The organism is Mesorhizobium sp. AR02, from assembly GCF_024746835.1.
Lineage (GTDB): Bacteria > Pseudomonadota > Alphaproteobacteria > Rhizobiales > Rhizobiaceae > Mesorhizobium.
On sequence record NZ_CP080531.1, the window covers coordinates 6,159,933 to 6,185,796 of the forward strand.

The following is a 25,864-nucleotide window of genomic DNA, read 5'->3' on the forward strand; positions in this document are numbered from 1 at the left end:
CGACCTAACCACAACCAAGCTGTTAGGAGCTCGGATCATGGCTGATTCCGACAATAGCACGACTCCGCCTCGCGTCACCCGCAGGAGGCTACTTGGTGCAACGGCGATTGCAATCCTCGGATGGGAGAGGAATGGGCTTGCCGGTGAAGCGCCGGCAGTAGCCGTACCCTCCGATCCCGCACTGGCGATTTGGCGAGAATGGTACAATGCTCACGAAGTGAGCGAGCGCCTCTGCGATCAGACTGCGCACCTGGAGCGCACGCTTGTCGAGACCCTTGGCTACCCATGTGCGACCGTCCAATTGCCCGGTGGCGAGGACGTGACAATTCGTTCCATCAGAGCACTCCGCGAGGTGCTCGGTGCTGGTGCCGACGCCGCCGAAGCTCGCGCGACGGCGGAAGCCCATCTTGCGGCTCATCAAGCACGCTGGGATGCCGCCGACAGGCGAATTGGCTATTCGCTCGTTGCAGAAGCTGAAAGGAAAGCGGGCGATCGAGCCGAAGAGCTGCTCCAGGCCTTGTCGGTCGCACCTGCCACCTCGCTTACCGGTGTGGCGGCTAAATTGAGTGCGGTGCTTCTTGAAAGTGAGGTACGGGAGGGCGGCGCCGAGTTCCCCTGGCCGCAGATCCGCTCGGCGCTCGTTGATGTCATGCGTGTCGGCCGGCAGCTGTTTCCCGAACAAAGATTTCCGAGTGAGATGCTGCGACCGAAACACTCTCGGGAGGGGCGCCGTTTGCGGATCGATGCGTATGGAAGCACAGCATAAGAAAGCCGATCAATCGATCACCGATCATCATCGAGGATTCGTCTTTTCGCCGCGAGACAGACGAGGCTGACGCATCGCTTGGCGAATGGTCGGCAGTTGAAGTGGCTAGCGTTGCTAATGCCCTATGAGACGATTTGGCCGTGAGGGCGATCGCGTGGGTGCTCTGGCGGCCCATTGCGGAGAGAAGATGGGGAAACACCGATTTGGGTTTGGAGTGTTTTGCGCAGCTTCGTGCTGCCCTATCTAGTTTCGACCTGGAAGGACCAACGCCAAGGGGGCGCAATGCCACGGGGCCGGCGTTTAGACCCGATTGAGGTCGCCTGCCTTCGGCAGTATCCGAATGCTCGCCTTCGATAGCTCACATAATGCCTTGTATCGGCTAGCAATTTTGATTTGGGCAGCGAAAATGGCGGAATGTCAGCTAAGGTCTATCCACTTCGCAGGTCGGCTGAGCTCATCGGTCTATTCGACTACGCCGCACCCATTCGCTGTCCAAAATCAAACCGAGCGAAACGGAACGAGAAGGAGTGGCAACCGGAAATCCTCGACGATTGGCCCGATCGTATTCCCATTTCGGTGCGAGAGTTGGACCTGTTTGAGGTTCATTGCTCCGATCTGCTTGATGAGATTTCTTGGAGCCGGAAACTGACCTGACGAGAGGAGGCCGCTCATGAATGCCAAAGCGAGCTCTGCCTTGGCCATATCCGGCCGAGCCGCACTTTATCTTCGCGTATCGACGGGCCGGCAGGCCGAGCACGACCTTTCAATTCCTGACCAGCGTCGCCAGCTACAGGCATATTGTCAGACGAAGGGAATTGCTGTGGCGACGGAGTTCGTCGAGCCAGGCGCCTCGGCGACCGATGACAAACGGCCCGAATTCCAGCGAATGATGGACGCTGCATCGCAACGGCCTGCCCCGTTCGACACAATCATCGTGCATTCGTTCTCACGGTTCTTCCGTGACCAGTTCCAGCTTGAATTCTACGTCCGTCGGTTGGCGAAGAACAGTGTTCGGCTGACGTCGATCACGCAGGATCTTGGTGACGACCCCATGAGCACGATGATGCGCCAGATCATGGCGCTATTCGATGAATATCAGTCCAAGGAGAATGCCAAGCATACGCTTCGGGCTATGCGCGAAAACGCCCGGCAGGGTTATTGGAACGGTTCACGGCCGCCCTACGGCTATCGGATCGTAACCGCCGAGCAGCGTGGCACCCGGGCTAAAAAGAAGATCGAACCGGACCCTCTGACCGTCGACCACGTTCGCTTGATGTTCCGTTTGGCGCATGCTGGCGATAGTGATTGCGGCCCGATGGGAGTCCGTCAGATCGCCAGCTACCTAAACAATCGAGGGATTCGGACCCAAACCGGAGGACGGTGGGGTCTCGGGGGAGTGCATCAGGTTCTCACGCGCACAACCTACATCGGGCGACATCGCTTCAATGTCAGCGGCAAACGGAAAGGTGTTGAAAAGGTGCCGGAAGATATCATCGATGTTGTGGTGGAACCGATCATCGAGGAGGGCGAATTCAACGCGGTCCAGGATCTGCTCAAGTCGCGAAGCCCACAATTGCGGGCGCCCCGATTCGTGAACAGTCCCACGCTGTTGGGTGGCGTTGTATTCTGTGAGGACTGTGGGGGTGCAATGACTTTGCGCACCTCAGGAAAGGGCAAACAGTATCGATATTATACCTGTTGCACGACCGCTCGACAGGGGCAAAGGGGCTGCAGGGGCCGAACAATGCCGATGGAGAAACTCAACGATTTGGTCGCGAATTATGTGGATTTGCGGCTATTGAACCCAGCCAGGCTTGAGGAATTGCTTTCAGGGCTGTTGCGTCGGAGGGCAGAGCAAGGCGATCGCGAGAAGGATCGGGTGGGTAATCTACGACGACAAGCCGCCGACGCTGAGGGTAGGCTCACACGGCTCTACGAAGCGATCGAGAACGGTCTGGCCGATCTAGCCGATAGCAACCTCAAGGGACGAATCGCCGAATTGAAAAGAATTCGGGATGCGGCCAACGCCGATGCTGAGCGTGCGGAGCATCGAGACAGCCAACCGATCGAAATTACCCAAGAAGCTGTTGCGCGGTTCGCAGAAGGGGTCAGGCAGCGACTGCGGGCTCAGGATAGAACCTTTAGGCGTCACCATCTGCAAACGCTGGTGCAGCGGGTTGAGGTGGGAGCCAACCGGATTCTTATCAAGGGATCAAAGGCTACACTCTTGCAGACGCTTATCGCGTCTAGAGGAAGCCCCGGGGTGCATACGGCGGGGCACGACGTTCGCAGTTTTGTACTGAAATGGCTCCCCGGGCCGGATTCGAACCAGCGACCAACCGGTTAACAGCCGGTTGCTCTACCACTGAGCTACCGGGGAACGGAGGCTCTTTGAGCAAGTGGCGCAGCCTATAGCAAACACCTTTCGGCTTTGCAAAGAAGCATTTCGCTTTTTTCCGAGACTTTTTCGCTCAGGCGTTTCTCGCAATCAGCGGCGTCCGCCCTCATATTAGCCGTCCTGGCGATGGGCGCGGAACCGAAAGGGCGGTCGCGGCCTTCGTAAACAGGCATTTTCGAGCGACCAGACAAGCGACCACACAGGCAGCCTTTCGCGATGACGGCAGCAGACGAAAACCGGATACCGGTACGAAAGATCTCGATTTTCGGGCGCGAGTTCGCCATGCCGCAATCGCGCGGCCTCAGAATCACGATTGGCATTCTTTTGACCATCGGCGGCGTTCTCGGGTTTTTGCCGATTCTCGGCTTCTGGATGGTTCCGATCGGACTGCTGGTGCTTTCTTATGAATTCGCCATGGTGCGCCGCCATCGGCGCCGCTTCGTCGTCTGGTGGGAGCGGCGGCGACGGCCGGATTAAGCGACAGCGCCAGCCGCATCGCTGACCACACCGTCCTTCCGATGCGTTATGCCTTTGTTCGGGTTTCGGATTTTCGCGAATCGGCTTTTCGGTCCGCACTTCTCGCCAGATCCTCGCGGATTTCCTTGAGAACGGCGGCAGCCGAGGCGAGGCGCGCACGGTCACGCGGCGAGAGCCTGGCAGTGCGTCTATCGCCAGGCAGTCGATGGCATGGCGCAGCAACGCCTCGCATCCCGATCGCGACAAGCCGTCCCACGCGTTCGTTCCGTTGCTCGGGCCTGCCGGCCGCATGGCGCACTCCTCCACGTTTCTCAACGATTGCCGGGGCGTGGAGTTTCTTATGATCTCCTGCTATACTTAACGCTCTGCTAATATGTGTTGTGGTCAATATGGCTGCGACGCTTGATTCGGAGGGTCAGATTCTTGCAGAGGAAACCGCGTGGAATGCGTGGTGGCCGCTTGACGCCATTTTCGCCGCAACCTATTGGAACCGGGTGGAACGCCGGGAGCAATGAGGCCTCGTGGCGGAGTGGTTACGCAGAGGACTGCAAATCCTTGCACCCCGGTTCGATTCCGGGCGAGGCCTCCAATACCCGGGCTCCCGCGCGCTCAGCGCTGGAGCCTGACGTTCTAATCGAAATGAACCGCGGTTCTGGCGCGGCAAGCGGATTGGTTGGGACATGAGCGCTGATTTCTCCGAGCTTCGCGTCAAGATGGTCGATGGTCAGGTTCGCACCACCGACGTGACCAGCGCCCCGCTGCTGGAAGCCATGCTATCCGTGCCGCGCGAGGTTTTCGTCGGCGACCGCCAGCGCGATCTTGCCTATATCGACGAGGACATCCGCATTGCCGACGGCGCCAATGGCGCGCGCTTTCTCATGGAAGCATCGCCGCTGGCCAAGCTGATGCAGCTGGCCGAGATCAACCTGACCGATTCGGCGCTCGATGTCGGCTGCGGCACCGGCTACGCCTCGGCCATCCTGTCGCGGCTGGCGAGGTCGGTCGTGGCGATCGAAAGCGATTCGGTGCTGGCGCAAACCGCGGTTTCGACCCTTTCCGGCCTCGGCTGCGGCAATGTGACCGTGGTCCAGGGCGCGCTGGCGCAAGGTCATGCGGCCAAGGCACCCTATAACGTCATCTTCATCGGCGGCAGTGTCGCGAAAGTGCCGGCTACGCTGCTCGATCAACTCGCCGAAGGTGGCCGACTCGTCGCGGTCGAAGGCCAGGGCAATTCCGGCGTGGCGCGACTTTTTTTTAAGGCTGGGGGGGTTGTAACCGGGAGACGGGCATTTAATGCGGCAATTAAGCCACTACCCGGATTCGAACGTGAGCATGCTTTTGAATTCTGAATGGTTTGGCCTTGCAGCAAAGGCTTTGTCATGGTCGCTTGCATTTGAACAATCGTTGCTGATCCCAGACTGGGGGCACTTTGGGACCGAGCGACAGGGAACATCGAAACACGCCACTCCGGCCGCTCTAACGAGAAGCTGGCGCGGCGCGGTTCCCATGGAAAACGAATGAGGGATATACCCGTGCCGTCTGTATCCAAGACCCTTTTTGCCGCCGTCCTCGTTTCCGCGACCGCGCTGTCGCCACTGACTGCCTCGGCGGAAACCATCACCGGCGCACTCGCCAAGGCCTATCAATACAATTCCTCGCTGAACTTATCCCGCGCCGGTGTGCGCGTCACCGACGAAGGCGTGGCCATCGCCAAGTCGGGCTGGCGCCCAACCATCCACGGAACCGCCGACGCGAATTATGTGAACACGCGCGCCAGCGGGGCCAACAGCAAAACATCGTCGGCCAGCGTCGGTATTGTCATCAACCAGACCCTGTTCGACGGCTTTCAGACCAGGAACAATGTGGCGGCGGCGGAAGCCCAGGTGAAGGCGTCGGTGGAGAGCCTGCGCAACACCGAGGAGAACACCCTGTTCAATGCGGCCACCGCCTATATGAACGTGATCCGCGACCGGCAGATCGCGGTGCTGACCGAACAGAACCTGCAATTCCTGACCGAGCAGGCGCGCGCCGCGCGCTCGCGTTTCGAGGTTGGCGAGGGTACGCGCACCGACGTCGCGCAGGCCGACGCGTCGCGCGCCTCGGCGGTGGCCTCGCTCAGTGCCGCACGCGCGCAGGCATTGGCCAGTGCCGCAACCTATCACCAGGTGGTCGGCGATGAGCCGGGCAAGCTCAAGCCGGCTGCGCCACTGGCGAAGCTGTTGCCGTCGAGCCTCGAATCGGCGATTGCCATTGGTTCGGCCGAACATCCGGCCATTCTCTCCACCCAGCATCTGGTCGATGCCGCGGCGTTCTCGGTGAAATCGGCCGAAGGCGCGCTGTTGCCGCAACTGACAGCCTCGGCCGGTATCTCGGATGACTATCTCAGTCGCAATCCGAACATCGGAACGAACGGCAATTCGACCTCGGCCAATATCGGCGCGACACTGACCATTCCGATCTATTCAGGCGGACGGACCTCGGCGGTCGTGCGGCAGAACAAGGAATCGCTTGGCGAGGCCCGCATCCAGGTCGATGTCAGCCGCGACCAGGTGCGCCAGGCCGTTGCCACCGCATGGTCGCAATACACCGCCGCGCAGCAGAGCGTGTCGGCCAACAAGCAGGTGATCGACGCCGCGCAACTGGCGCTGAACGGCGTCATCGAAGAGCGCAATGTCGGCCAGCGCACCACGCTCGACGTGCTCAATGCGCAGGCCACCGTCATCACCGCCAAGATCAACCAGGCCAATTCCGAACACGATGTCGTCGTGGCGAGCTATGCCATCCTGTCGGCGGTGGGTCGCCTGTCGGTCGACCGGCTTGGCCTGCCTGTCACCAAGTACAAGCCGGAAGAGCACTACAACGCCGTCAAGGACAAGTGGATCGGCGTGCGCACGCCGGACGGCCGCTAGGCCGCCGGTTGGAATTCTCGCGTCCACGCAGGACGCGATTTTTCGAAAACCCGTCCCGTTTCTTCGGCTTCGTGCTCTAATCTGTTGAAATCCCACATGTCCCCAGATTGGGGATTCTCGTGCGGCGATCCGTCGGTTACGCTGTCGCCATGATTCGAATCCGGCTCGTGCCGGAGCGGAAGTCCACAGGGGTCACAAAGGCGGCGGATGTGACGATGGCTACGGCAAGCAGCGCACAGCGCGAACCTTCCATGGAAGAGATACTGGCTTCCATCAGGAGGATCATCGAGGACAGCGACAACGGCCGCAAGCAGCCGGGCGAGGCCGATGAGCTGCGGCAGGATCTGGAGCCATCGCCGAGCGAGGCTCCGGCCACCGATGTCGATGCGTTTCGCGCCGAGCTGCATACCGCCCCTGAAGTCAGGATGCCGGTCGCGCTCGGGGAAATCCAGGCGCCGTCGCCCGAACCCGCGCGCATGGAATCGCAGACGCGTGCCGATCCCGCGCCGGTCAAGCCGTCGATGACGCTTGCCGAGGTCAGCGCCAGGATCGCCGCCGAGCCGGTGCCTACCGTCAGAACCGACGCGCCAGCGGCGGCGCAGGCTGAGGCCCCGCAGCCTGGCGTGACGAGCGATACCATCGTTGCCGATTGGCGGCGCGAGATCGCGGCGGTCGGAGAGCAGGCGAAAGCGATACCGGACAGGAGCGTCCGCAGGCCGGTCGCCCAACCCGAGGCGCCCCAGCCCGAGGCGCCAATAAGCGAACCGGTGGTGGAGGCTGCGTTCGAGCGGCCTTCTTCAAGCGACGCTCCGGCAGGTACAGCTCAGGCACGTGCGGCGGCAAGCGAAGCGCCCGCGGCGCGTCCGGCAATCCTTTCCGAACATACGGGCCGGCAGGTCGCTGCGGCCTTCGGCGAACTGTCGGACGCCTTTGCCAGCCGCAGCAAGAAGACATTCGACGAGATGGCCGAGGAGATGCTGCGGCCGATGCTGCAGGACTGGCTGGACAACAATCTGCCGACGCTGGTCGAAAGGCTGGTGCGCGAGGAAATCGAGCGCGTGGCGCGCGGCGCGCAGTAAGGCTTTCGGCCCATCCTCTGACGAAGCGCCGCCTTCTTGGCGGCGTTTCTGTTGGTAAGGTCGGCTCGCGATGATCATGGCAAAGGAGATTGCCCTTTTAAAGCCATGTGTGATTGCTCCCCTTGGCCGATGGACCGACAGTTGACGTACAGCTACCGATTGCGGGCGATGGTTCCGATGCTGACCGATGAAGAGTATCGGGAGGTCGTCGGCGACCCCGCAGCGCTATATTTTCAGGTCAAGAGGTTCATTTCCCAGCACGGACAATGGACAGAAATGAAGCATCCGGCGGCCGATCGCTATCGCGAACGGACCGGAGTAACACTTCATCATACTTTCTGGCTCCTGCATGTTCGCCGTTCCGACTACGGCCCTGACTGCTCATCCTGCGGAAAGCCGTACCGGACACCGAGGGCGAAGTTTTGTGCCGAGTGCGGACACGGCATTCCGTTGAAATGAATACGGTCACGCCTATTTGCTTCTCATGAACCGAGGCGACCCTTGCGGTTGACTTGGCCAAGACCTTCCGATTTACACCGAACCAGCAAAAATCCCGACAGCGCGGACCATTTTCCCATGCTTGAAAAGACCTACGACGCAAAGACCGTCGAGCCGAAGATCGCCAAAGTGTGGGAAGAGGCGGACGCCTTCCGCGCCGGTGCCGGGGCGGAAGAGGGGGCCGAAGCCTTCACCATCGTCATCCCGCCGCCCAATGTCACCGGCTCCCTGCATATGGGCCACGCGCTCAACAACACGCTGCAGGACATTTTGGTGCGCTTCGAGCGCATGCGCGGCAAGAACGTGCTGTGGCAGCCGGGCATGGACCATGCCGGCATCGCCACGCAGATGGTGGTCGAGCGCCAGCTGATGGAAAAGCAGATCCACCGCCGCGATCTGACGCGCGAACAGTTCATCGAGAAAGTGTGGGAGTGGAAGGCCGAATCCGGCGGTGCCATCTTCAACCAGCTGAAGCGGCTCGGTGCCTCGGCCGACTGGTCGCGCGAACGCTTCACCATGGACGAGGGCCTGTCCAAGGCCGTGCTGGAAGTGTTCGTCACCCTCTACAAGGAAGGCCTGATCTACAAGGACAAGCGCCTTGTGAACTGGGACCCGAAACTGTTGACCGCGATCTCCGACCTCGAGGTCGAGCAGCAGGAGGTCAACGGCAATCTCTGGCACTTCCGCTATCCGATCGAGGGCGAGACCTTCGACCCGGAAAATCCGAAAACCTTCATCACCGTGGCGACGACGCGCCCGGAAACGATGCTGGGCGACACGGCTGTGGCTGTGCACCCGGACGACGAGCGATACCGGCATCTGGTCGGCAAGAATGTGGTGCTGCCGATCGTCGGCAGAAAAATCCCTGTCGTGGCGGACGAGTATTCCGATCCTGAAAAGGGTTCGGGCGCGGTCAAAATCACGCCGGCGCATGATTTCAACGACTTCGAGGTCGGCAAGCGCCACAAACTGCCGGCGATCAACATCCTCACCATCGAGGCTGCGATAAACCTCAGGGATAATGAGGATTTCCTCGCCGGTCTCGATGTGACGCCGGAGCGCCAGGCTGTCTGGGACGATCTCAACGGGCTCGACCGTTTCGTCGCGCGCAAGAAGATCGTCGAGCTGATGGAAGCCGGCGGCTTCCTTGAGAAGATCGAGCCGCACCACCATGCCGTGCCGCATGGCGACCGCGGCGGCGTGCCGATCGAGCCGTTCCTGACCGAGCAGTGGTATGCCAATGCCGCGGAGCTCGCCAAGCCGGCGATCGCTTCGGTGCGCGAAGGCCGCACCAATTTCGTGCCGAAGAACTGGGAAAAGACCTATTTCGACTGGATGGAAAACATCCAGCCCTGGTGCATCTCGCGCCAGCTGTGGTGGGGCCACCAGATCCCGGCCTGGTACGGACCGGACGGGCGCGTCTTCGTCGAGAAGACCGAGGAAGAGGCGCTGGGCGCGGCGATCGAGTACTATCTGGCGCTCGAAGGGCCGTGGAAGGCCTGGGTCGAGGACAAGCTTGAGAATTTCAAGCCGGGCGAGATCCTGACCCGTGACGAGGACGTGCTCGACACCTGGTTCTCGTCGGCCCTGTGGCCATTCTCGACGCTGGGCTGGCCGGACCAGACGCCGGAGCTGAAAACCTACTACCAGACCGACGTGCTGGTGACCGGCTTCGACATCATTTTCTTCTGGGTTGCCCGCATGATGATGATGGGCCTGCATTTCATGGATGAGGAGCCGTTCCACACCGTCTATGTGCACGCGCTGGTGCGCGACAAGAACGGGCAGAAGATGTCGAAGTCGAAAGGCAACGTCATCGATCCGCTCGATCTCATCGACGAATTTGGCGCCGATGCGCTGCGCTTCACGCTGACGGTGATGGCGGCACAAGGGCGCGATGTGAAGCTCGACCCGGCGCGTATCGCCGGCTACCGCAACTTCGGCACCAAGCTGTGGAACGCGACGCGCTTCGCCGAGATGAACGAAGTCGCGCGCAATGACGATTTCTGGCTGAACGACGCCAAGCTGGCGGTCAACCGCTGGATCCTGACCGAACTGACGCGGGCCGCACGGGAAATCACGGACGGCATCACCTCATACCGCTTCAACGAGGCGGCCGGTGCTGCCTACCGCTTCGTCTGGAACCTGTTCTGCGACTGGTATCTGGAACTGCTGAAGCCGGTGTTCATGGGCACGGACGAGGCTGCCAAGGCCGAAAGCCGCGCCTGCGTCGCCTTCGTGCTCGACGAGATCTACAAGCTCTTGCACCCGATGATGCCGTTCATGACGGAAGAGCTGTGGGCGCAGACGGCGGGCGAGGGCAAGGAGCGCGATTCGCTGCTTTGCCATGCCGCCTGGCCGGCGCCGGACTTCGAGAACGCTGATGCGGCGGCCGACATCAACTGGCTGGTCGACCTGGTCTCGGGCATCCGCTCGGTGCGTTCGGAGATGAACGTGCCGCCGGCGGCGATCGCGCCGCTGGTTGTGGTCGGCGCCAACGATGTGACGCGCGAGCGGCTGGTTCGCGAGGAGTCCGCGATCAAGCGGCTGGCGCGCGTCGGCGACATCTCGTTGGCTGACGCGGCACCCAAAGGCTCGGCGCAGATCGTCCTCAACGAGGCGACCATCTGCCTGCCGCTCGGCAGCCTGATCGACCTCTCCGCCGAGGCGGCCCGGCTGCAGAAGGAACTCGCCAAGGTCACCGAGGAAATCGCGCGGCTGCACAAGAAGCTGTCCAACGAACGGTTCGTCGCCAGCGCGCCGGCCGAAATCGTCGAAGCCGAGCGCGAGAAACTGGCCGAGTATCGCGACGGGCAGGACAAGCTTTCGGTCGCACTGACCAGGGTCCGCGACGCTGGTTGAAGGGCAGATTCGCACGTGGCTCCTGTCTATTTCCGGTGCGTCAATTGCCTCCAAAACAGGCATTCCGTTGCGTTAATGTTGACGTAAACGGAAACTTTGTGCCCCATTGTTGCCATAATGTAACAATGGGGCCGTAACCTCTTAAAAGTGGCTGTTTTTGAGCCCTTTTTGGTTCTTTTCCTTCACTTTCTGGGCCGCTCTACACGCTTCGGACCGTTTTTCGGCCCTCCGGTGCCGCATGCATTTTGTCGAAAATGCGTTTGGCAAACATGTACACGTACGCCTCATGAATTCGTTGTTGCACCGTTAACCTGAATTGGTTCTAGCTTGATGCACTGATGTTCGGGGAGGATTTTCATGAACAATTTGCGACTGAAAGCATTGCTCGGGGCAGGATGCTTTTCACTGGCTTTGATCGGGACGGTACATGCTGGCGGCCTGGAACGCGGTGGCTACAATATTGACCTGCTGTTTGATCCGGCTCCGGTCGCTGGCGAGCTTTCGGGCACTTATGTCATGCCTGATCGGAAATTGAAAAACGTTGTCGATACCCAGACTGGTAATGGCTTGCCTGGCGGCGGCAACCTCAACTACCGACCGAACTCGGCCGATGAGACAGAAGGCTACTTCGTCCCGCGTATCGGGTTCAAGGCGAGCATAGGCCAGCAGATCGATTGTATGGCCGATTACTCACAGCCTTGGGGAGCTCATACCAAGCCGGGATCGAACTGGGCTGGCGCAAACAGCAACATCGAAACGAAGATCAACAGCAACAATTATGCCGCGACATGTTCGTACAAGTTTGATGTGGGCAAAGGGCAACTTCGGTTCATTGGTGGTGTTTTCTACCAGGAGGTCGATGGTTTCAAGGAACGACTGGTTCAGGATACCACTTTCTTTCCGTTCCCTATCAATACGTTGAGCGGCGTTGGTCGTCTGGATCTGGCCGGTCATGGCGTTGGCTGGCGCATCGGCACCGCCTATGAAATCCCGGAGATCGCCCTCAGGGCGAGCCTGGTTTACAACAGCGCGGTAGACCTTGGCGAGATCACGGGTACGCTCGACCTGAGCCAGGTTCCTGGACAGCCCAAGACTCCGATAGACGTCTTCGGCCACCAGTCGATGCCGCAGTCAGTCGAGTTAAAATTGCAGTCGGGTATCGCGCCGGACTGGCTTGCCTTCGGTTCAGTCAAGTGGGTCGATTGGAGCCAGCTTGGGATTGTCAGCTTCTGCTCCACGGCGATTAAAGCGCTTGGCTTATCGTGTACATATGGCGGCCCTGGTTTTGCCACCTCATTGGATTTGCTTTATCGGGACGGCTGGACGATTTCCGGTGGTATCGGCCACAAGTTCAATGAGCAATGGAGTGGCGCGGCGACCCTTACTTGGGATCGTGGCACGACGACTGGCCTCAGCTCTTTGACCGACACATGGACCATCGCCGCGGGTGCATCCTATACGCCGTCTAAGAATGTCGAGGTTCGGTTCGGCGGCGCGGTTGGCATTCTGACCAGCGGTTCCGTCGGCCCGGAAAACGATCCGCAGGGATTTCCGCACGGAACCGACGTCTCCTATAATTTTGGCAACGACCTTGTGACGGCACTTTCTGCCTCCGTGAAAGTTAAGTGGTAAGTCAATCGATCTGCCAGCAAGAGGGCCGGGCACTAGCCCGGCTTTTTTGTTTGCTTGGCTATCTGGTCACCTTCCGAAAGGCTTGAGGCTGGCATTCCCTTGCGGCACTGTTGACGTAAACGGAAGTTTTTGCCTCATTGTTGCCATAATGTAACAGTGGGGCCATTTGCCTTTGAAGATGGTCTTATGCAGCCATTTTGACCGGTTTTCGTGTGTTTTCGTGGCTGCTTTGCACGCTGGCGGGTGTCTTGGGCGAGGCTGTGTCGGTGCTCACGGCCTCGGAATGCATTTTCTCAAAAATACGTACGTGTACGCCTCTTGAAATCATTGTTGCACTACCCAGCCGAATTGGTTCTTGCTTGGGTTGTGCTCGAATTCGGGGAGGCGATTCATGTTCAATCTGCGTCTTAAAGCGCTGCTGGGGGCAGGGTGCTTTTCGCTGGCTTTGATCGGGACGGCGACGAACGCGGCGCATGCAGGCGGCATCGAACGAGGCGGCTACGACATCGACCTTTTGTTTGATCCGGCTCCATTCACTACGGACGCGGAGGCGACATTCGTGATGCCGGATCGCAAACTCAAGAATGCGGTGGACACGACTGGTTTTGGCCTGAACGTCAGCAGTACTGCCAAGGAAAGCGAAAGCTATTGGGTGCCGCGCATCGGCGCCAAGGCCGAGATCGTAAGAGGTGTCGACTGCATGGTCGACTACTCGCAGCCTTGGGGCGCACATACGGCGCCCGGGGCATGGAATGGTGCGTTTTCCAACATGGAAACCGATATCAAAAGCGACAACTATGCCGGGACGTGCTCCTATAAGATGGATGTGGGCAAAGGCCAGCTTCGTTTCATCGGTGGTGTGTTCTATCAGGAAGTCTACGGCTTTAAAGAAAGCCTGATAAACCCTCTTATGCCGGCTTTCTCCGGCACCGGCCGTGTCGATCTCTCAGGCAGTGGCTGGGGCTGGCGTGCCGGCATTGCGTATGAAATTCCGGAAATCGCACTGCGGGCTAGCCTCGTTTACAACTCGCAAGTGAAACTCGACAATATCACCGGCACTATCGACCTGACGAATATTGGCGTAGGCATTAAGCCGATCTATGCACCAACGGAAAGCATGCCCGATTCGTTGGAATTGAAATTGCAGTCGGGCATCGCGCCCGACTGGCTCGCTTTCGGTTCGATCAAGTGGGTCAACTGGAGCCTGCTGCAAAGTGTTCCGATCTGCTTCCAAGGTACACCGGCTGCGGCATGCATCACGGGTGACAATCTTCATTCAGCTCAGGTCACCTCCCTCGACCTGATGTATCGTGACGGTTGGACCGTCACTGGCGGTATCGGCCACAAGTTCAACGATCAGTGGAGCGCCGCCGGCCAGCTTTCCTGGGATCGCGGTACCTCGCATGGCTATGGTTCGCAGACTGATACCTGGACGCTGGGCGGAGGCGTCGCCTACACGCCGAAGCCGAACATCGAACTACGCCTAGCTGGCGCGATCGGCGTGCTGACAAGCGGCCACTCCGGGACACTCGCCGGACAGAATGGGTTTGTGGCCGGTACCGACGTCAGCTACGACTTCGGCAACGATCTGGTCACGGCGATTTCTGGCGGCCTCAAAGTCACGTTCTAACCTACTGAAAATCATAATGAAAGGCCGGGCAATGCCCGGCCTTTTTCGTTTGAGCCGGGATCACCGGTGCTCCCGTCATCCAAGCTGCGTTGCATATAAGCCGCACTGGTGCCGCCTCGTGCGATTGTGACGTTTTGGCAACACTTTCTGAACAACCCCTGCGCTAGAAGTCGGGCCGGGGAAATTGCCCATTTCCCGCCATAAACCCGGCGCACCTCGATCTTGTCTCGGGACACGCGCCAAAAGGCTCGGCGATGGGACAGGCCGCACCGCCCGCGGCAAGGATGAGAATGGACGCCAAGGTCATTTCAAAGGCTAAGCTCCCTAGCCGCTATGTGACTGTCGGTCCGGCGCGCGCGCCGCACCGGTCCTATCTCTATGCCATGGGCCTGTCGGCGGCCGAGATCGCGCAGCCGCTGGTCGGCGTCGCGTCCTGCTGGAATGAAGCGGCACCCTGCAACATTTCGCTGATGCGCCAGGCGCAGGTGGTCAAGAAGGGCGTCGCGGCCGCCAGTGGCACGCCGCGCGAATTCTGCACCATCACCGTCACCGACGGCATCGCCATGGGCCACCAGGGCATGAAGTCGTCGCTGGTGTCGCGCGAGGTCATCGCCGATTCGGTCGAACTCACCATGCGCGGCCATTGCTACGATGCGCTGGTCGGCCTCGCCGGCTGCGACAAGTCGCTGCCCGGCATGATGATGGCCATGGTGCGGCTCAACGTGCCGTCGATCTTCATCTATGGCGGTTCGATCCTGCCCGGCAGCTATCGCGGCCGCCAGATCACGGTGCAGGATGTGTTCGAGGCGGTCGGCCAGCACTCGGTCGGCGCGATCGACGATGCCGAGCTTCTTGAAATCGAACAGGCGGCCTGTCCGTCAGCCGGCTCCTGCGGCGCCCAGTTCACCGCCAACACCATGGCCACCGTCGCCGAGGCGATTGGTCTCGCGCTGCCCTATTCCTGCGGTGCGCCGGCGCCTTACGAGATGCGCGACCGTTTCAATTTCGCCTCGGGCGAAAAGATCATGGAACTGATCGCGAAAAACATCCGGCCGCGCGACATCGTCACGATGAAGGCGCTGGAGAATGCTGCGACCGTGGTTTCCGCCACCGGCGGCTCGACCAACGCAGCCCTGCATCTGCCGGCGATCGCGCATGAGGCAGGCATCAAATTCGATCTTTTCGACGTCGCAAAGATTTTCGAGAAGACGCCTTACATCGCCGACCTCAAGCCGGGCGGCAAATATGTCGCCAAGGACATGTTCGAGGCCGGCGGCATTCCGCTCTTGATGAAGACGCTGCTCGACCATGGCTATCTGCATGGCGATTGCCTGACGGTTACTGGCCGCACTTTGGCCGAAAACATGGAACATGTTGCCTGGAATGAACACCAGGATGTGGTCCGCCCGGCCAACAGACCAATTACCCAAACCGGCGGTGTCGTGGGCTTGAAGGGAAACCTCGCCCCCGAAGGCGCGATTGTGAAGGTCGCGGGCATGGCGGAGTTGAAATTCTCCGGCCCGGCGCGCTGCTTCGATTCGGAAGAGGAATGTTTCGAGGCGGTGACGCATCGCAACTACCGGGAAGGCGAGGTTCTCGTCATTCGCTACGAAGGGCCGCGCGGCGGTCCCGGCATGCGCGAGATGCTGTCGACGACGGCGGCCCTCTACGGCCAGGGCATGGGCGGCAAGGTGGCGCTGATCACCGATGGCCGCTTCTCGGGCGCGACACGCGGCTTCTGCATTGGCCATGTCGGGCCGGAAGCAGCGGTTGGCGGCCCGATCGGTCTCATCCGGGATGGCGACGTGATCTCGATCGACGCGGTGAACGGCACGATCGAGGTGGCGCTGACCGAGGCCGAACTGACGGCGCGGGCCAAGACTTGGAAGGCGCGCACGACCGACTACCAGTCGGGCGCGATATGGAAATACGCACAGACGGTCGGGTCTGCCCGCGACGGCGCGGTCACCCATCCGGGCGGTGCGAAAGAAACACACTGCTATGCGGATATCTGAGTTGTTGAGGTCATCTGTCCTTCCGGCACTGGTCGCTGTCGCGATCTTTGGCGCCGTGGGCCAGGCTTTGGCCTTCGACGACAAGGTGTTCGACGACAAGACCGGCGTGAAGCCGCAGTCGAGCCCTTGGGCGGTGTTCCAGTTCGGCTTCTCCGCCTACAAGAACGGCCACAAGGAACAGGCCGCCGAAGCCTATAAATATGCCGCCGAAAACGGCCAGATCGGTGCCACCTGGAAGCTTGCCCGCATGTATGCCGAGGGCGACGGCGTGGCCCGCGACGACTATGAGGCGTTCAAGTTCTTCTCCGAGATCGTCGACCAGGATGTCGAGCCCGGCTCGCCCGAAGAAAGCTACGTTTCCGATGCGCTGGTGGCGCTCGGCGATTATCTGCGCACGGGCATTCCCGGCAGCCCGGTTACCGAGAACGAGGTGGCGGCCCAGGAATACTACATGCGCGCCGCCGCCAACTACCGCAACCCGAACGCCCAGTTCGAGATGGGGCAGATGTTCCTGAAGGGTGAGGGCGGCGTGAAGGCCAGCGTCAAGCAGGCCGGGCGCTGGTTCCAGCTCGCCGCCGAGAAAGGCCATGCCGGCGCCCAGGCGACGCTTGGCCATCTCTTGTTCCAGAGCGGCAAGATCGTTCGCGGCCTGGCGATGATGACCGCGGCACTCGAGCGCGCGTCGCCGGCCGATCAGCCCTGGATCCGCGGCATGCAGGAAGAGGCCTTCGCTGCCGCCGGCGAAGCCGACCGGCGCACGGCGATTTCGCTGGCTGACGACATCCTGACCAAGGGCACCACCAACGCAGACCAGTAGGGGGTGGTCTCCTCCACAAGGGGGAGATCAGCGAAAGCAATTCCAGGAAGGTGTGAAGCGGTTTTCCGTCCGGAATTGTTTCAAGACCGCTCTAACGGAAAAATCAGTTCTCAGTCGGCTCCGTCGGCACCATGCTTGGCGCGGGCGTCGAGATCGGGGTGACATGCAGGTGAGGTGCCATCGTGTTTCCGGGGCAGCTGTCGCCGACCTTCGTCCAGGATGTGTTGTTGAGCACCATCTCGCAGCGAGCCAGATGGCTCTGGTCGGCAACCGTCAGGCATGCAACCTGACCGACCGGATAGGATTTTCCATTGGCAAGACATTCCGGGGCGGCGAACGCCGGCACCATGGCGGCCGTGGCAAATGCCAAGCCGATCGGACAAACAACAAATCGAATGGTCATGGGAACCCCGGCCGCCATGATGATCTCCCATCATGCGCCTGAATGTGGCGATATGAGGTCCAGCATCAGCGTGCCCGGCCCCAGACCGCAGAGGTCTCTCAGTCAGGCCGGCAGCAGTGCGAGGTCGATCGCCACCGGCACGTGATCGGACGGCTTTTCCCAGGCGCGCACATGCTTCTCGATCGAGGCCGACGAGAATCGGTTGGCGGCTTCCGGTGACAGCAACAGATGGTCGATGCGGATGCCGTTGTTCTTCTGCCAGGCGCCGGCCTGATAGTCCCAGAAGGTGTAGGTGTCGGGAGCATCGGTGACCGCGCGCACCGCCTCGGTGAAACCGAGGTTGAGCAGCCTGCGGAAGGCCTGCCGCGTCTGCGGCTGGAACAGCGCGTCGCCCAGCCAGTTCTCCGGAAAGCGCGCATCGATCGGCTCGGGAATGACGTTGTAGTCGCCGGCCAGCACCAGTGCCTCTTCCAGCCCCAGACGCTCCTCGGCCCAACGCTCCAGCCGCGCCATCCAGGACAGTTTGTAGGGGAACTTTTTCTCGTCATCGATCGGATTGCCGTTCGGCAGATAGAGCGAGGCGACGCGCAACGCGCCCTTGTCGGTCGAGAACACGCCCTCGATGAAACGCGCCTGCTCGTCGGTGTCGTCACCCGGGAGACCTCTGATAACTTCGTCAAAGCGCAGCTTCGACAACAGTGCCACGCCGTTGAAGCCCTTCTGGCCATGAGTCTCGACATTGTAGCCCAGCGCCTCGATCTCGGCGCGCGGGAACTGCTCGTCGACCGTCTTGATCTCCTGCAGGCAGACGATGTCGGGCGCGCTCTCGGTCAGCCAATGGGTGAGGTTGCCGATGCGGGCGCGAACGCCATTGATGTTCCAGGTGACGATTTTCATGACGGTCTTATTCTTCCTACGGCGGGTGGCGTTCGACGAGCCCGATCGTATTGCCTGCCGGGTCCTTTAGGAAGGCCATCCACTCGCTTTCCCCCGCCGGACCGAACTGGCCAACGGTATCGCGATGCACGAGCGTCGGTGGCGCGGTGAAGGGGACGCCCGCGGCTTTCGCCTCGGCGTGGAAGGCTTCGAGGCCCGTAATGTCGAGATAGACGATACCGGCCGGTATGCCGTCGGTGAACAGCAAGCGCACGTCGCCGGCCATGATGAAGGCGATGCCCGGGGGGATCGTAGCGAGCGTGAACGCCCATACCGAGCACGGCCTGCCAGAAGGCCAGCGTCGAATCGAGGTCGCGTCCGGCCGACAGCGCGACCTGACGGACCGCGCCGATGGCAGGCATGCCGTTAGATGGAGAAGCTCGTGCCGCAGCCGCAGGAGGCGACAGCGTTCGGATTGCGGATCTGGAAGGACTGGCCCATCAGATCGTCGACGAAGTCGATCACCGAGCCGCCCATATAGACCAAGGACAAATCGTCGATCAGCACCGTGGCGCCGTCCTTCTCGATGGCGACGTCGTCGTCGTTGCGCGTCTCGACTAGGTCGAACTTGTAGGAAAAGCCGGAGCAGCCGCCGCCTTCAACGGAAACGCGCAGCGCCGTCTTGCCGGCCTCGCCAGAGACAATCTTGGCGATCCGCCTGGCGGCGGCCTCGGTCATGTCGACTTTCATGGCAGTCTTGGCATCAGCGCCCATGGGCGTCACCTTGCTTTCGGTTTCACATCATAGGTATGAAGCGCGACGGGGCAAGTCAACTGCGGCAGCATTAGCCATGACCAATGAGCTTGGCGACATCGGATTCGGCTATCGGCCGCGCGCGGCCTATGCCACCGATCCGGCGCGCTCGCGCGGCCGGTTGTTCGACGAGGTCGAAAGCCCGACCCGCACGCCGTTCCAGCGCGATCGCGACCGCATCATCCACTCGACGGCTTTCCGGCGGCTCAAGCACAAGACGCAGGTCTTCATCGCCCATGAAGGCGACCACTATCGCACAAGGCTGACCCATTCGATCGAAGTGGCGCAGATCGCGCGTGCGCTGGCGCGGGCGCTGCGCGGCGACGAGGATCTCGCCGAAGCGGTGGCGCTGGTGCATGATTTCGGCCACACACCCTTCGGCCATACGGGAGAGGACGCGCTGAACAACAAGATGGCCGCCTGGGGTGGCTTCGACCACAACGCGCAATCACTGCGCATCGTGACGCGGCTGGAGGCGCGCTATGCCGAATTCGATGGGCTGAACCTGACCTGGGAGACGCTGGAGGGCCTGGTCAAGCACAATGGCCCGCTGACGGACGCCAGCGGCAAGGGCCTGAAAGGGCCGGTGCCGCAGGCGATTCGCGATTATTCGGAACTGCAGGATCTCGAGCTCGACCGGTTCGCCGGCATCGAGGCGCAGTGCGCTGCGATCGCCGACGATATCGCCTACAACACGCATGACATTGACGACGGCCTGCGGGCAGGGCTGCTGACGCTTGATATGCTGGAGGCGGTCTCGCTGCCGGGGAAGATCTTGGCGGGCGTGCGCCAACGCTATCCCGGGCTCGATGACGTGCGCACCGGCCACGAACTGATGCGGCGGCAGATCACCGCCATGGTCGAGGATGTCATAGTCTCGGCGACCGCCAATCTGGAGCGTGTCGGGCCGCGCAGCGCCGATGCGGTGAGGGCGGCGGGCGAGACGATGGTGACCTTTTCCGCCGAGATGGCCACGGCCGAGAAGGAACTGAAGGCTTTTCTCTACAAGCACCTCTACCGGCACAAGGAGGTGATGCGGGTGCGCGCCGGCGCCGAGCAGATCGTCAGGGACCTCTTCGACGTCTATTTCGCCGACCCGCGCGCAATGCCGGATGGCTGGCGCGAGGGGCTGGACCGGGCCGACGATCGCATCAAGGCGCGCAGCGTGGCCGATTTCCTGGCAGGGATGACCGACACCTACGCGCTCAAGGAACACAGGCGTTTGTTTGACCGCACCCCGGATTTGAGCTAGGGCGGGCGCGATTTTGCCGGCCAACGAGCCGGATTCGCCATAAAGCCGCCAGAGCAATACCCATGAACATCTTCGCCGATTTCACCGCGCGAGTCACAAAGGCTGTCGAAGCGCTTGACCTGAAAGACAAGGACGGCGTTTCGCCCGACCTGTCGCGCATTGCCGTCGAACCGCCGCGCGACGCCAGCCACGGCGATCTCGCGACCAATGCGGCGATGGTGCTGGCCAAGCCCACCGGGCAGAACCCGCGTGTGCTGGCCGACAGGCTGGCACTAGCGCTTCGGGACGACAAGGATGTCGCCGCCGTCGAGGTTGCCGGTCCTGGCTTCGTCAATCTCAGGCTCAAGGACGGCTTCTGGCAGGCCCATCTGTCGGCGCTTCTGGGCGAGGGGCGCAATTATGGCCGCTCGACGATCGGCGCCAGCCGGAAAACCAATGTCGAATATGTCTCCGCCAACCCGACGGGCCCGATGCATGTCGGCCATTGCCGGGGCGCGGTTGTCGGCGACGCGCTCGCCAACCTGATGGCGTTTGCCGGCTACGACGTGACCAAGGAATATGTCATCAACGATGCCGGGGGACAGATCGACGTGCTCGGACGCTCGGTCATACTGCGGTATCGGGAGGCGCTCGGCGACGAGATCGGCGAGATTCCGCCCGGCCTTTATCCAGGCGATTATTTGGTTCCCCTCGGCCAGGCGCTGGCGACAGAGTTCGGCCGCAGCCTGCTCCAAATGCCTGAGGATGAGGCGCTAGCCATCGTCAAGGACCGCGCCATCGACGCGATGATGGCGATGATCCGCGAGGATTTGGCGCTGCTCAACGTGCATCACGACGTGTTCTTCTCCGAACGCACGCTGCACGCCGACAATGCCAGGAAGATCCGTTTGGCGATCAATGACCTGACGCTGAAGGGCCATATCTACAAGGGCAAGCTGCCGCCCCCCAAGGGCGAGAAGCCTGATGACTGGGAAGACCGTGAGCAGACGCTGTTCCGCTCAACGGCGGTCGGCGACGACATGGACCGGGCGTTGGTCAAGTCCGATGGCTCGTTCACCTACTTCGCCGCCGATGTTGCGTATCTGAAGGACAAGGTCGATCGCGGCTTCGTCGACCTGATCTACGTGCTTGGCGCCGACCATGGCGGTTACGTCAAGCGGCTGGAAGCCTTGGCGCGGGCGATTGCCGGCGACGACGTGAAGCTCACGGTTCTGCTCTGCAATCTGGTCAAGCTGTTTCGCGACGGCGAGCCGGTCCGAATGGGAAAAAGGGCGGGGAATTTCATCACGGCGCGGGAAGTCATTGAAGAGGTTGGCCGCGACGCGGTGCGCTTCATGATGCTGTTCCGCAAGAGCGATGCGCCGCTCGATTTCGATTTCGCCAAGGTTACTGAGCAGTCCAAGGACAATCCGGTGTTTTATGTGCAGTACGCCTCGGCGCGCTGCCATTCGGTGTTCCGGCAGGCAAGCGAGCAGCTGGGCGAGGCGAATTTCGATCGCAAAAGCCTGGCTGCCGCGGCGGCTTCGCTGACCGACGAGGGCGAGCTTGGCCTGATCCGCAAACTCGCCGAATATCCGCGCCTGATCGAGTCGGCCGCTCTTGCGCTGGAGCCGCATAGGCTGGCATTTTATCTCTATGATCTGGCTTCCAGCTTCCACGGGCACTGGAACCGGGGCACGGATAATCCAGACTTACGTTTTGTTAAGGTTAACGACCGACAATTGACGCATGCCAGACTAGGGCTGGTGCAGGCTGTTTCGGACGTTCTCACGTCCGGCCTGACGCTGATCGGGGCCGCCGCGCCCACCGAAATGCGTTAGGTTTGACTAAAAAACCTGTCACCTTTTGCCCACATTGCGCTGGTAAGGGCCAACCCTGCGCGACGTCCATGGCGTCCGAATGAGTGCGAGTTCGGGAACAATAATGGCAGACAGAACCCAGCTGAGAGTAGCCGACAACAACGACATCGCTGACGATGATCCGTTCGCGGAACTGACCAGGATCATGGGATTCGACCCACGCCAGCCGGTCAAGCAGCCGGCGCCGGCCCAGCCACAGCCCGCTGTCGCCGGTCAGTCCGTGCGAGAGGACGATTTCGACATCGATCTCGAAAAGGAACTGATGGGCGATTTCGACGCTGGCGACAGCGACGCCGCTCCGGTTGTCGAGGCTCATGAGCCGGCATTCGAAACGGCGGCCACGCATACGGCTGACGACGATCTTGCGCTGTCGCTCGATGACGATTTCCATCTGGACTTCACGGGTGCCGATGACCAGGGACTCGTCGCCAGCCATGCAATTCCCGGCGCTGCCGAAGCCGCGCCGGCGGTCGAACCTGCCTTCGACGCCGATTTCGACAATGCCGTCGCCAGTTCGCTCGAGGATGTTTCGCCCTTCGAGGACGATCTGCCGATAGAGGACGAGCTTGCCGCGTCGCTCGATCAGGATTTCCACATCGAGGACCATGCCGTCCAGATCGAGGACGAGGCCGTCGAGCCCCAGCATGCCTTTGCCGAAGGGCCGGTGGCTGTCGAGCCGGCCGCCGAGCATGAATTCGATGATGCGGTCGCGCTTTCGCTCGAAGACGAGCTGATGCTGGACGACCATTCCGCGGATCAGCACCATGTGACTGCGACCGCGGTCGACTATCCGGAGCCGGTGCCGGCCGCCGCGCATGAAGCCCAGGCGATTTCCGACGAGGACTTCGAGGGTCACTTCGACGACGCCATGGCTGATGTCGATATGGATTTTGACGTTCAGGCGGACGAGCCGGTGGCCTTTGATGGCGCGGAAACGCACGAAGTGCTCGCCGATGCCGTGGACATGAAGGGCGAGATTTCAGACCCTGAGGCCGTTTCGGATGATGTTTTCGATCTGAACTTGGACGACGCGTTCGCCGAGCCTGCCGAAGAGCCGGTCGCCGAGGTTGCCGCCGCCGCGGTTCAGCCGATAGCTCCTGCAATTCCGGCAGCAATTATGGCCGAGCCAGCGCCGGCCCCCGTGGCGGACGAACGAAGCCTCGAAGACGAGCTGAACGCGCTTCTGGGTGCCATGACGGCGCGCACGCTGCCGTCGGCCAAGGAGCAGCCTGTCGTCGCTCAGCCTGTCATCGCTCAGCCCGTTGTGGCTCAGCCGGCTGCCGCTCCCGTTCAGCCGCATGTTGCCGCGCCTGCAAAGGCCGCCGAGGAGCCTGCCGATCTTGTCGGCGATCTCGACTGGGATCTCGACGAACACGCGCCCGAGGATTTGCATCCCTCCAGTGCGGCCGCTGATGCCGATCTCGACAATCTGCTGCTCGATGAACTCCAGGGCCAGGATCCTGGTTCGGATGCCGCTGATCATGTCGATGTCGATTTCGACAATGATGCGTTCGATGCGGCCTTGGTCAGGAATCTCGATTCGCGCGACGAGGTTGCCTCCCGGCAGGATCAGGCTGATTCCCTCGATTGGCTGGCCGAACGCTCCGCGCCGACCGAGCCCACCCGTTCGTGGAGCCGTGTGACACCGGTTCCCCAGCAGCCGGCATTTGCCGCGCAGCCGGCCGCTTCGATGGCGGCCAGGACCGCTGCGCCGGAAGTGGCCCCAGCGGCGGCCGTGGTGCCGTCCTACCGTGCACCCGAGCCGGTTGCGGCTGCTCCCTATGCAGCCCCCGTATCCGTGCCGCAGCCGCGACAGTCCCCGCATTACGAAGAGATGCCGGATGTTGAAACAGTCGATGTGCCGGAGCGCGTTGTGGCGCTGGCGGACGATCTCGACATTCCGGAGCTGCATTTCGAAGAAGATGAGCCGGCCACATCAGGCTATGACGATCTCGACGCCGAGTTCGCCAGCCTTCTGACGGAAATGAATTCGGTGGAGGTCGCGCCTGCTCCCGCGGCTCCTGCAAGCAGCGCTGCCTATGCCGACGAATCCTACAATGCCGGATTCACTTCGAGCTATCAGGCGCCGGCATATGAAGAGCCCAAGCCGGGTTATGACGGGTTCAAACCGGCCTTCCAGCCGGAAGCGCGGACTTATCCGGCGCGGCCGGCTGAAACGCCGGCCCGCGCGGCGGCGAACACAGGCTATGCCGACGCCGCCGACGGCTTCGATCTCGACAATCTGCCCGGCAGCCAGCCGGTCTCGCAGGCGGACGATTTCACCGTCGATGAACTCGACTATGATCCCGAGCTGGATGAGGCGATGTCTGTTCCGGGTCTCGGCGAGCGGCAAGCGGCCAGACCGTCGGGCCGCCGCGGCCTGTTCATCGCTGCGATCGTCGGTGCCGTAGCCGTCGCCGGCGGCCTTGGTGCCTTCGCCCTGTCCTTTGGCGGCAAGGGCGGCAGCGAAGCTCCGGTGATCGTCAAAGCCGACAACTCGCCGATCAAGGTCAAGCCGGAAAATCCGGGCGGCACCGTGGTACCGAACCAGGACAACAAGGTCTATGACGCGGTGGTCAAGGGCGCGAAGCCTGCTGAACCCGTGCAGCAGAAGCTTGTCACCAACACCGAAGTCCCTGTGGATGTGCAGGCGAAGGATCCGGCCCGTGCCATCGATCTTTCTGCTGATCAGAGCGCTGCCGCTGGCGGCGCCGATGACGGCAATGCCGCGCCGACCGCCGGCGCGGCACCGGCCGCCAATGCAGCGCCTGCCGACAATGCGGCGGCGCCCGCGCCCAAGTCCGAGGATCGCATCGCGCAGGTGTTGCAGGATACCGACAAGGGCACCAACACCGATGTCGTCGCCGTTGCGCCGCGCAAGGTGAGGACCATGGTGGTCAAATCGGACGGCTCGCTGGTGCCGCGCGAGGATCCGGCACCGGCCGTGCCGCAGGTGGCGGCCGCTGAGCCGACCGATCCGGCGCCGCAGCATGTCGCGCCGTCCGCCGATGCCGACCAGACTGGCACCGTGGCGCCCGCCGCCCAGTCGAACGACGAGCCGGCCCTCAAGCCGGCAGCCAAACCGGCAGCCACGGCCAAGGCCCAGTCGGCCAACACGCCGGCCAAGGTAGCGATCGCGCCGCAGCGTCCGTCCGACCAGCCGGTCGACGTCGTCGGCGAGGTCAAGCCCGATCAGGTCGCGTCCATCGATCCGGCAACGACGGCGACCGGTGGTGGTTCGTGGTCGATGCAGGTTGCTTCGCAGCCGACGGTGGAAAGCGCTCAGTCGACCTACCAGGATCTGCAGCGCCGCTACGGCAGCGTGCTTGCCGGCCGTACCGCCAACATCGTCAAGGCCGAGATCGCTGGCAAGGGCACGTTCTACCGCGTGCGCGTTGCGGCCCAGTCGCGCAACGATGCCATCAATTTGTGCACCAGCTACAAGGCTGCCGGTGGCAATTGCTTCGTCTCTCGCTAGACGCGTTCAACCAATCAAAGCCGGCGCGGCCCAAGGTCGCGCCGGCTTTTTCATGTGCCAGCGTTTTCATGTGCCAGCGTTTTTCATGTGGAAGCATTTC

18 protein-coding genes, 2 tRNA genes and 1 pseudogene are annotated in these 25,864 nt (G+C 61.7%); 16 read left to right on the top strand and 5 right to left on the bottom strand.

The genetic code is table 11. The annotated features are described in order from the left end of the window. Positions 1-37 precede the first annotated feature (37 nt). Positions 38-766, top strand: coding sequence for a hypothetical protein (locus DBIPINDM_RS34050; protein ID WP_258583318.1), 729 nt, complete (start codon positions 38-40; stop codon positions 764-766). A gap of 670 nt (positions 767-1,436) precedes the next feature. Continuing rightward, a complete protein-coding gene (locus DBIPINDM_RS34055) occupies positions 1,437-3,113 on the top strand; it encodes a recombinase family protein (protein ID WP_258589412.1) in 1,677 nt (558 codons plus the stop codon). On the opposite strand, the gene DBIPINDM_RS34060 is transcribed toward DBIPINDM_RS34055, so the two are convergent. After that, positions 3,072-3,146: transfer RNA gene (locus tag DBIPINDM_RS34060), tRNA-Asn, on the bottom strand. The two genes, DBIPINDM_RS34055 and DBIPINDM_RS34060, sit on opposite strands and share 42 nt — an antisense overlap. A 234-nt stretch (positions 3,147-3,380) precedes the next feature. Here DBIPINDM_RS34060 and DBIPINDM_RS34065 point away from each other — a divergent pair. The 11 genes from DBIPINDM_RS34065 (at position 3,381) to DBIPINDM_RS34115 (ending at position 17,083) form a co-directional block, all read left to right on the top strand. Further along, positions 3,381-3,641 (top strand): hypothetical protein, encoded by a 261-nt coding sequence (locus tag DBIPINDM_RS34065; RefSeq protein ID WP_258583319.1) that lies wholly within the window; start codon positions 3,381-3,383, stop codon positions 3,639-3,641. 515 nt (positions 3,642-4,156) lie between these two features. Continuing rightward, positions 4,157-4,230: transfer RNA gene (locus tag DBIPINDM_RS34070), tRNA-Cys, on the top strand. Between the two features lie 91 nt (positions 4,231-4,321). Continuing rightward, positions 4,322-4,990, top strand: a complete 669-nt coding sequence (locus DBIPINDM_RS34075; RefSeq protein ID WP_258583320.1) for a protein-L-isoaspartate O-methyltransferase family protein — start codon at positions 4,322-4,324, stop codon at positions 4,988-4,990. A 168-nt stretch (positions 4,991-5,158) separates the two neighbouring features. Continuing rightward, a complete protein-coding gene (locus tag DBIPINDM_RS34080; RefSeq protein WP_258583321.1) occupies positions 5,159-6,550 on the top strand; it encodes a TolC family outer membrane protein in 1,392 nt (463 codons plus the stop codon). Between the two features lie 215 nt (positions 6,551-6,765). Then, positions 6,766-7,629, top strand: coding sequence for a PopZ family protein (locus DBIPINDM_RS34085; RefSeq protein ID WP_258583322.1), 864 nt, complete (start codon positions 6,766-6,768; stop codon positions 7,627-7,629). A gap of 177 nt (positions 7,630-7,806) precedes the next feature. Next, complete coding sequence (locus DBIPINDM_RS34090; protein WP_258583323.1) at positions 7,807-8,088, top strand: hypothetical protein; 282 nt, start codon at positions 7,807-7,809, stop codon at positions 8,086-8,088. Between the two features lie 117 nt (positions 8,089-8,205). Further along, complete coding sequence (locus tag DBIPINDM_RS34095) at positions 8,206-10,989, top strand: valine--tRNA ligase (RefSeq protein ID WP_258583325.1); 2,784 nt, start codon at positions 8,206-8,208, stop codon at positions 10,987-10,989. 357 nt (positions 10,990-11,346) lie between these two features. Beyond that, positions 11,347-12,621: an OmpP1/FadL family transporter gene (locus DBIPINDM_RS34100; RefSeq protein WP_258583326.1), complete on the top strand. Its 1,275-nt coding sequence runs from the start codon at positions 11,347-11,349 to the stop codon at positions 12,619-12,621. Positions 12,622-13,012: 391 nt separating this feature from the next. Further along, positions 13,013-14,251, top strand: a complete 1,239-nt coding sequence (locus DBIPINDM_RS34105) for an OmpP1/FadL family transporter (protein ID WP_258583327.1) — start codon at positions 13,013-13,015, stop codon at positions 14,249-14,251. A gap of 290 nt (positions 14,252-14,541) precedes the next feature. Further along, positions 14,542-16,266 carry a dihydroxy-acid dehydratase gene (gene ilvD / locus DBIPINDM_RS34110; RefSeq protein ID WP_258583328.1) on the top strand — a complete coding sequence of 575 codons (1,725 nt, stop codon included), beginning with the start codon at positions 14,542-14,544 and terminating at the stop codon, positions 16,264-16,266. Next, entirely contained in the window at positions 16,253-17,083 is an 831-nt protein-coding gene (locus tag DBIPINDM_RS34115; RefSeq protein WP_258583329.1) for a tetratricopeptide repeat protein, read from the top strand. Before ilvD ends, DBIPINDM_RS34115 begins: the two co-directional genes overlap by 14 nt. A gap of 103 nt (positions 17,084-17,186) precedes the next feature. On the opposite strand, the gene DBIPINDM_RS34120 is transcribed toward DBIPINDM_RS34115, so the two are convergent. The 4 genes and pseudogenes from DBIPINDM_RS34120 to erpA all read right to left on the bottom strand — a co-directional run bounded on the left by DBIPINDM_RS34120 (position 17,187) and on the right by erpA (position 19,136). Next, positions 17,187-17,504 (bottom strand): hypothetical protein, encoded by a 318-nt coding sequence (locus DBIPINDM_RS34120; RefSeq protein WP_258583330.1) that lies wholly within the window; start codon positions 17,502-17,504, stop codon positions 17,187-17,189. 84 nt (positions 17,505-17,588) lie between these two features. Further along, positions 17,589-18,383, bottom strand: coding sequence for an exodeoxyribonuclease III (xth, locus tag DBIPINDM_RS34125; protein WP_258583331.1), 795 nt, complete (start codon positions 18,381-18,383; stop codon positions 17,589-17,591). A 16-nt stretch (positions 18,384-18,399) separates the two neighbouring features. Further along, a pseudogene (locus tag DBIPINDM_RS34130) lies at positions 18,400-18,784 on the bottom strand (VOC family protein). 4 nt (positions 18,785-18,788) lie between these two features. Continuing rightward, the gene (gene erpA / locus DBIPINDM_RS34135) at positions 18,789-19,136 is read right to left on the bottom strand and encodes an iron-sulfur cluster insertion protein ErpA (RefSeq protein WP_258583332.1); all 348 of its coding nucleotides are present in this window, start codon (positions 19,134-19,136) and stop codon (positions 18,789-18,791) included. 76 nt (positions 19,137-19,212) lie between these two features. Here erpA and DBIPINDM_RS34140 point away from each other — a divergent pair, with 76 nt between their 5' ends. From DBIPINDM_RS34140 to DBIPINDM_RS34150, 3 genes are all read left to right on the top strand, one after another. Beyond that, entirely contained in the window at positions 19,213-20,427 is a 1,215-nt protein-coding gene (locus DBIPINDM_RS34140; protein WP_258583333.1) for a deoxyguanosinetriphosphate triphosphohydrolase, read from the top strand. Positions 20,428-20,489: 62 nt separating this feature from the next. Next, positions 20,490-22,247: an arginine--tRNA ligase gene (gene argS / locus DBIPINDM_RS34145; protein WP_258583334.1), complete on the top strand. Its 1,758-nt coding sequence runs from the start codon at positions 20,490-20,492 to the stop codon at positions 22,245-22,247. A gap of 103 nt (positions 22,248-22,350) precedes the next feature. Beyond that, complete coding sequence (locus DBIPINDM_RS34150; RefSeq protein WP_258583335.1) at positions 22,351-25,764, top strand: SPOR domain-containing protein; 3,414 nt, start codon at positions 22,351-22,353, stop codon at positions 25,762-25,764. The last annotated feature ends 100 nt before the right edge of the window (positions 25,765-25,864 follow it).

Bases quoted from the DNA above. Each gene is read 5' to 3' on its own strand.
- DBIPINDM_RS34050 (WP_258583318.1), top strand. From the start codon at position 38: ATGGCTGATTCCGACAATAGCACGACTCCGCCTCGCGTCACCCGCAGG.
- DBIPINDM_RS34055 (WP_258589412.1), top strand. From the start codon at position 1,437: ATGAATGCCAAAGCGAGCTCTGCCTTGGCCATATCCGGCCGAGCCGCA.
- DBIPINDM_RS34065 (WP_258583319.1), top strand. From the start codon at position 3,381: ATGACGGCAGCAGACGAAAACCGGATACCGGTACGAAAGATCTCGATT.
- DBIPINDM_RS34075 (WP_258583320.1), top strand. From the start codon at position 4,322: ATGAGCGCTGATTTCTCCGAGCTTCGCGTCAAGATGGTCGATGGTCAG.
- DBIPINDM_RS34080 (WP_258583321.1), top strand. From the start codon at position 5,159: ATGAGGGATATACCCGTGCCGTCTGTATCCAAGACCCTTTTTGCCGCC.
- DBIPINDM_RS34085 (WP_258583322.1), top strand. From the start codon at position 6,766: ATGGCTACGGCAAGCAGCGCACAGCGCGAACCTTCCATGGAAGAGATA.
- DBIPINDM_RS34090 (WP_258583323.1), top strand. From the start codon at position 7,807: ATGCTGACCGATGAAGAGTATCGGGAGGTCGTCGGCGACCCCGCAGCG.
- DBIPINDM_RS34095 (WP_258583325.1), top strand. From the start codon at position 8,206: ATGCTTGAAAAGACCTACGACGCAAAGACCGTCGAGCCGAAGATCGCC.
- DBIPINDM_RS34100 (WP_258583326.1), top strand. From the start codon at position 11,347: ATGAACAATTTGCGACTGAAAGCATTGCTCGGGGCAGGATGCTTTTCA.
- DBIPINDM_RS34105 (WP_258583327.1), top strand. From the start codon at position 13,013: ATGTTCAATCTGCGTCTTAAAGCGCTGCTGGGGGCAGGGTGCTTTTCG.
- ilvD (WP_258583328.1), top strand. From the start codon at position 14,542: ATGGACGCCAAGGTCATTTCAAAGGCTAAGCTCCCTAGCCGCTATGTG.
- DBIPINDM_RS34115 (WP_258583329.1), top strand. From the start codon at position 16,253: ATGCGGATATCTGAGTTGTTGAGGTCATCTGTCCTTCCGGCACTGGTC.
- DBIPINDM_RS34120 (WP_258583330.1), bottom strand. From the start codon at position 17,504: ATGGCGGCCGGGGTTCCCATGACCATTCGATTTGTTGTTTGTCCGATC.
- xth (WP_258583331.1), bottom strand. From the start codon at position 18,383: ATGAAAATCGTCACCTGGAACATCAATGGCGTTCGCGCCCGCATCGGC.
- erpA (WP_258583332.1), bottom strand. From the start codon at position 19,136: ATGGGCGCTGATGCCAAGACTGCCATGAAAGTCGACATGACCGAGGCC.
- DBIPINDM_RS34140 (WP_258583333.1), top strand. From the start codon at position 19,213: ATGACCAATGAGCTTGGCGACATCGGATTCGGCTATCGGCCGCGCGCG.
- argS (WP_258583334.1), top strand. From the start codon at position 20,490: ATGAACATCTTCGCCGATTTCACCGCGCGAGTCACAAAGGCTGTCGAA.
- DBIPINDM_RS34150 (WP_258583335.1), top strand. From the start codon at position 22,351: ATGGCAGACAGAACCCAGCTGAGAGTAGCCGACAACAACGACATCGCT.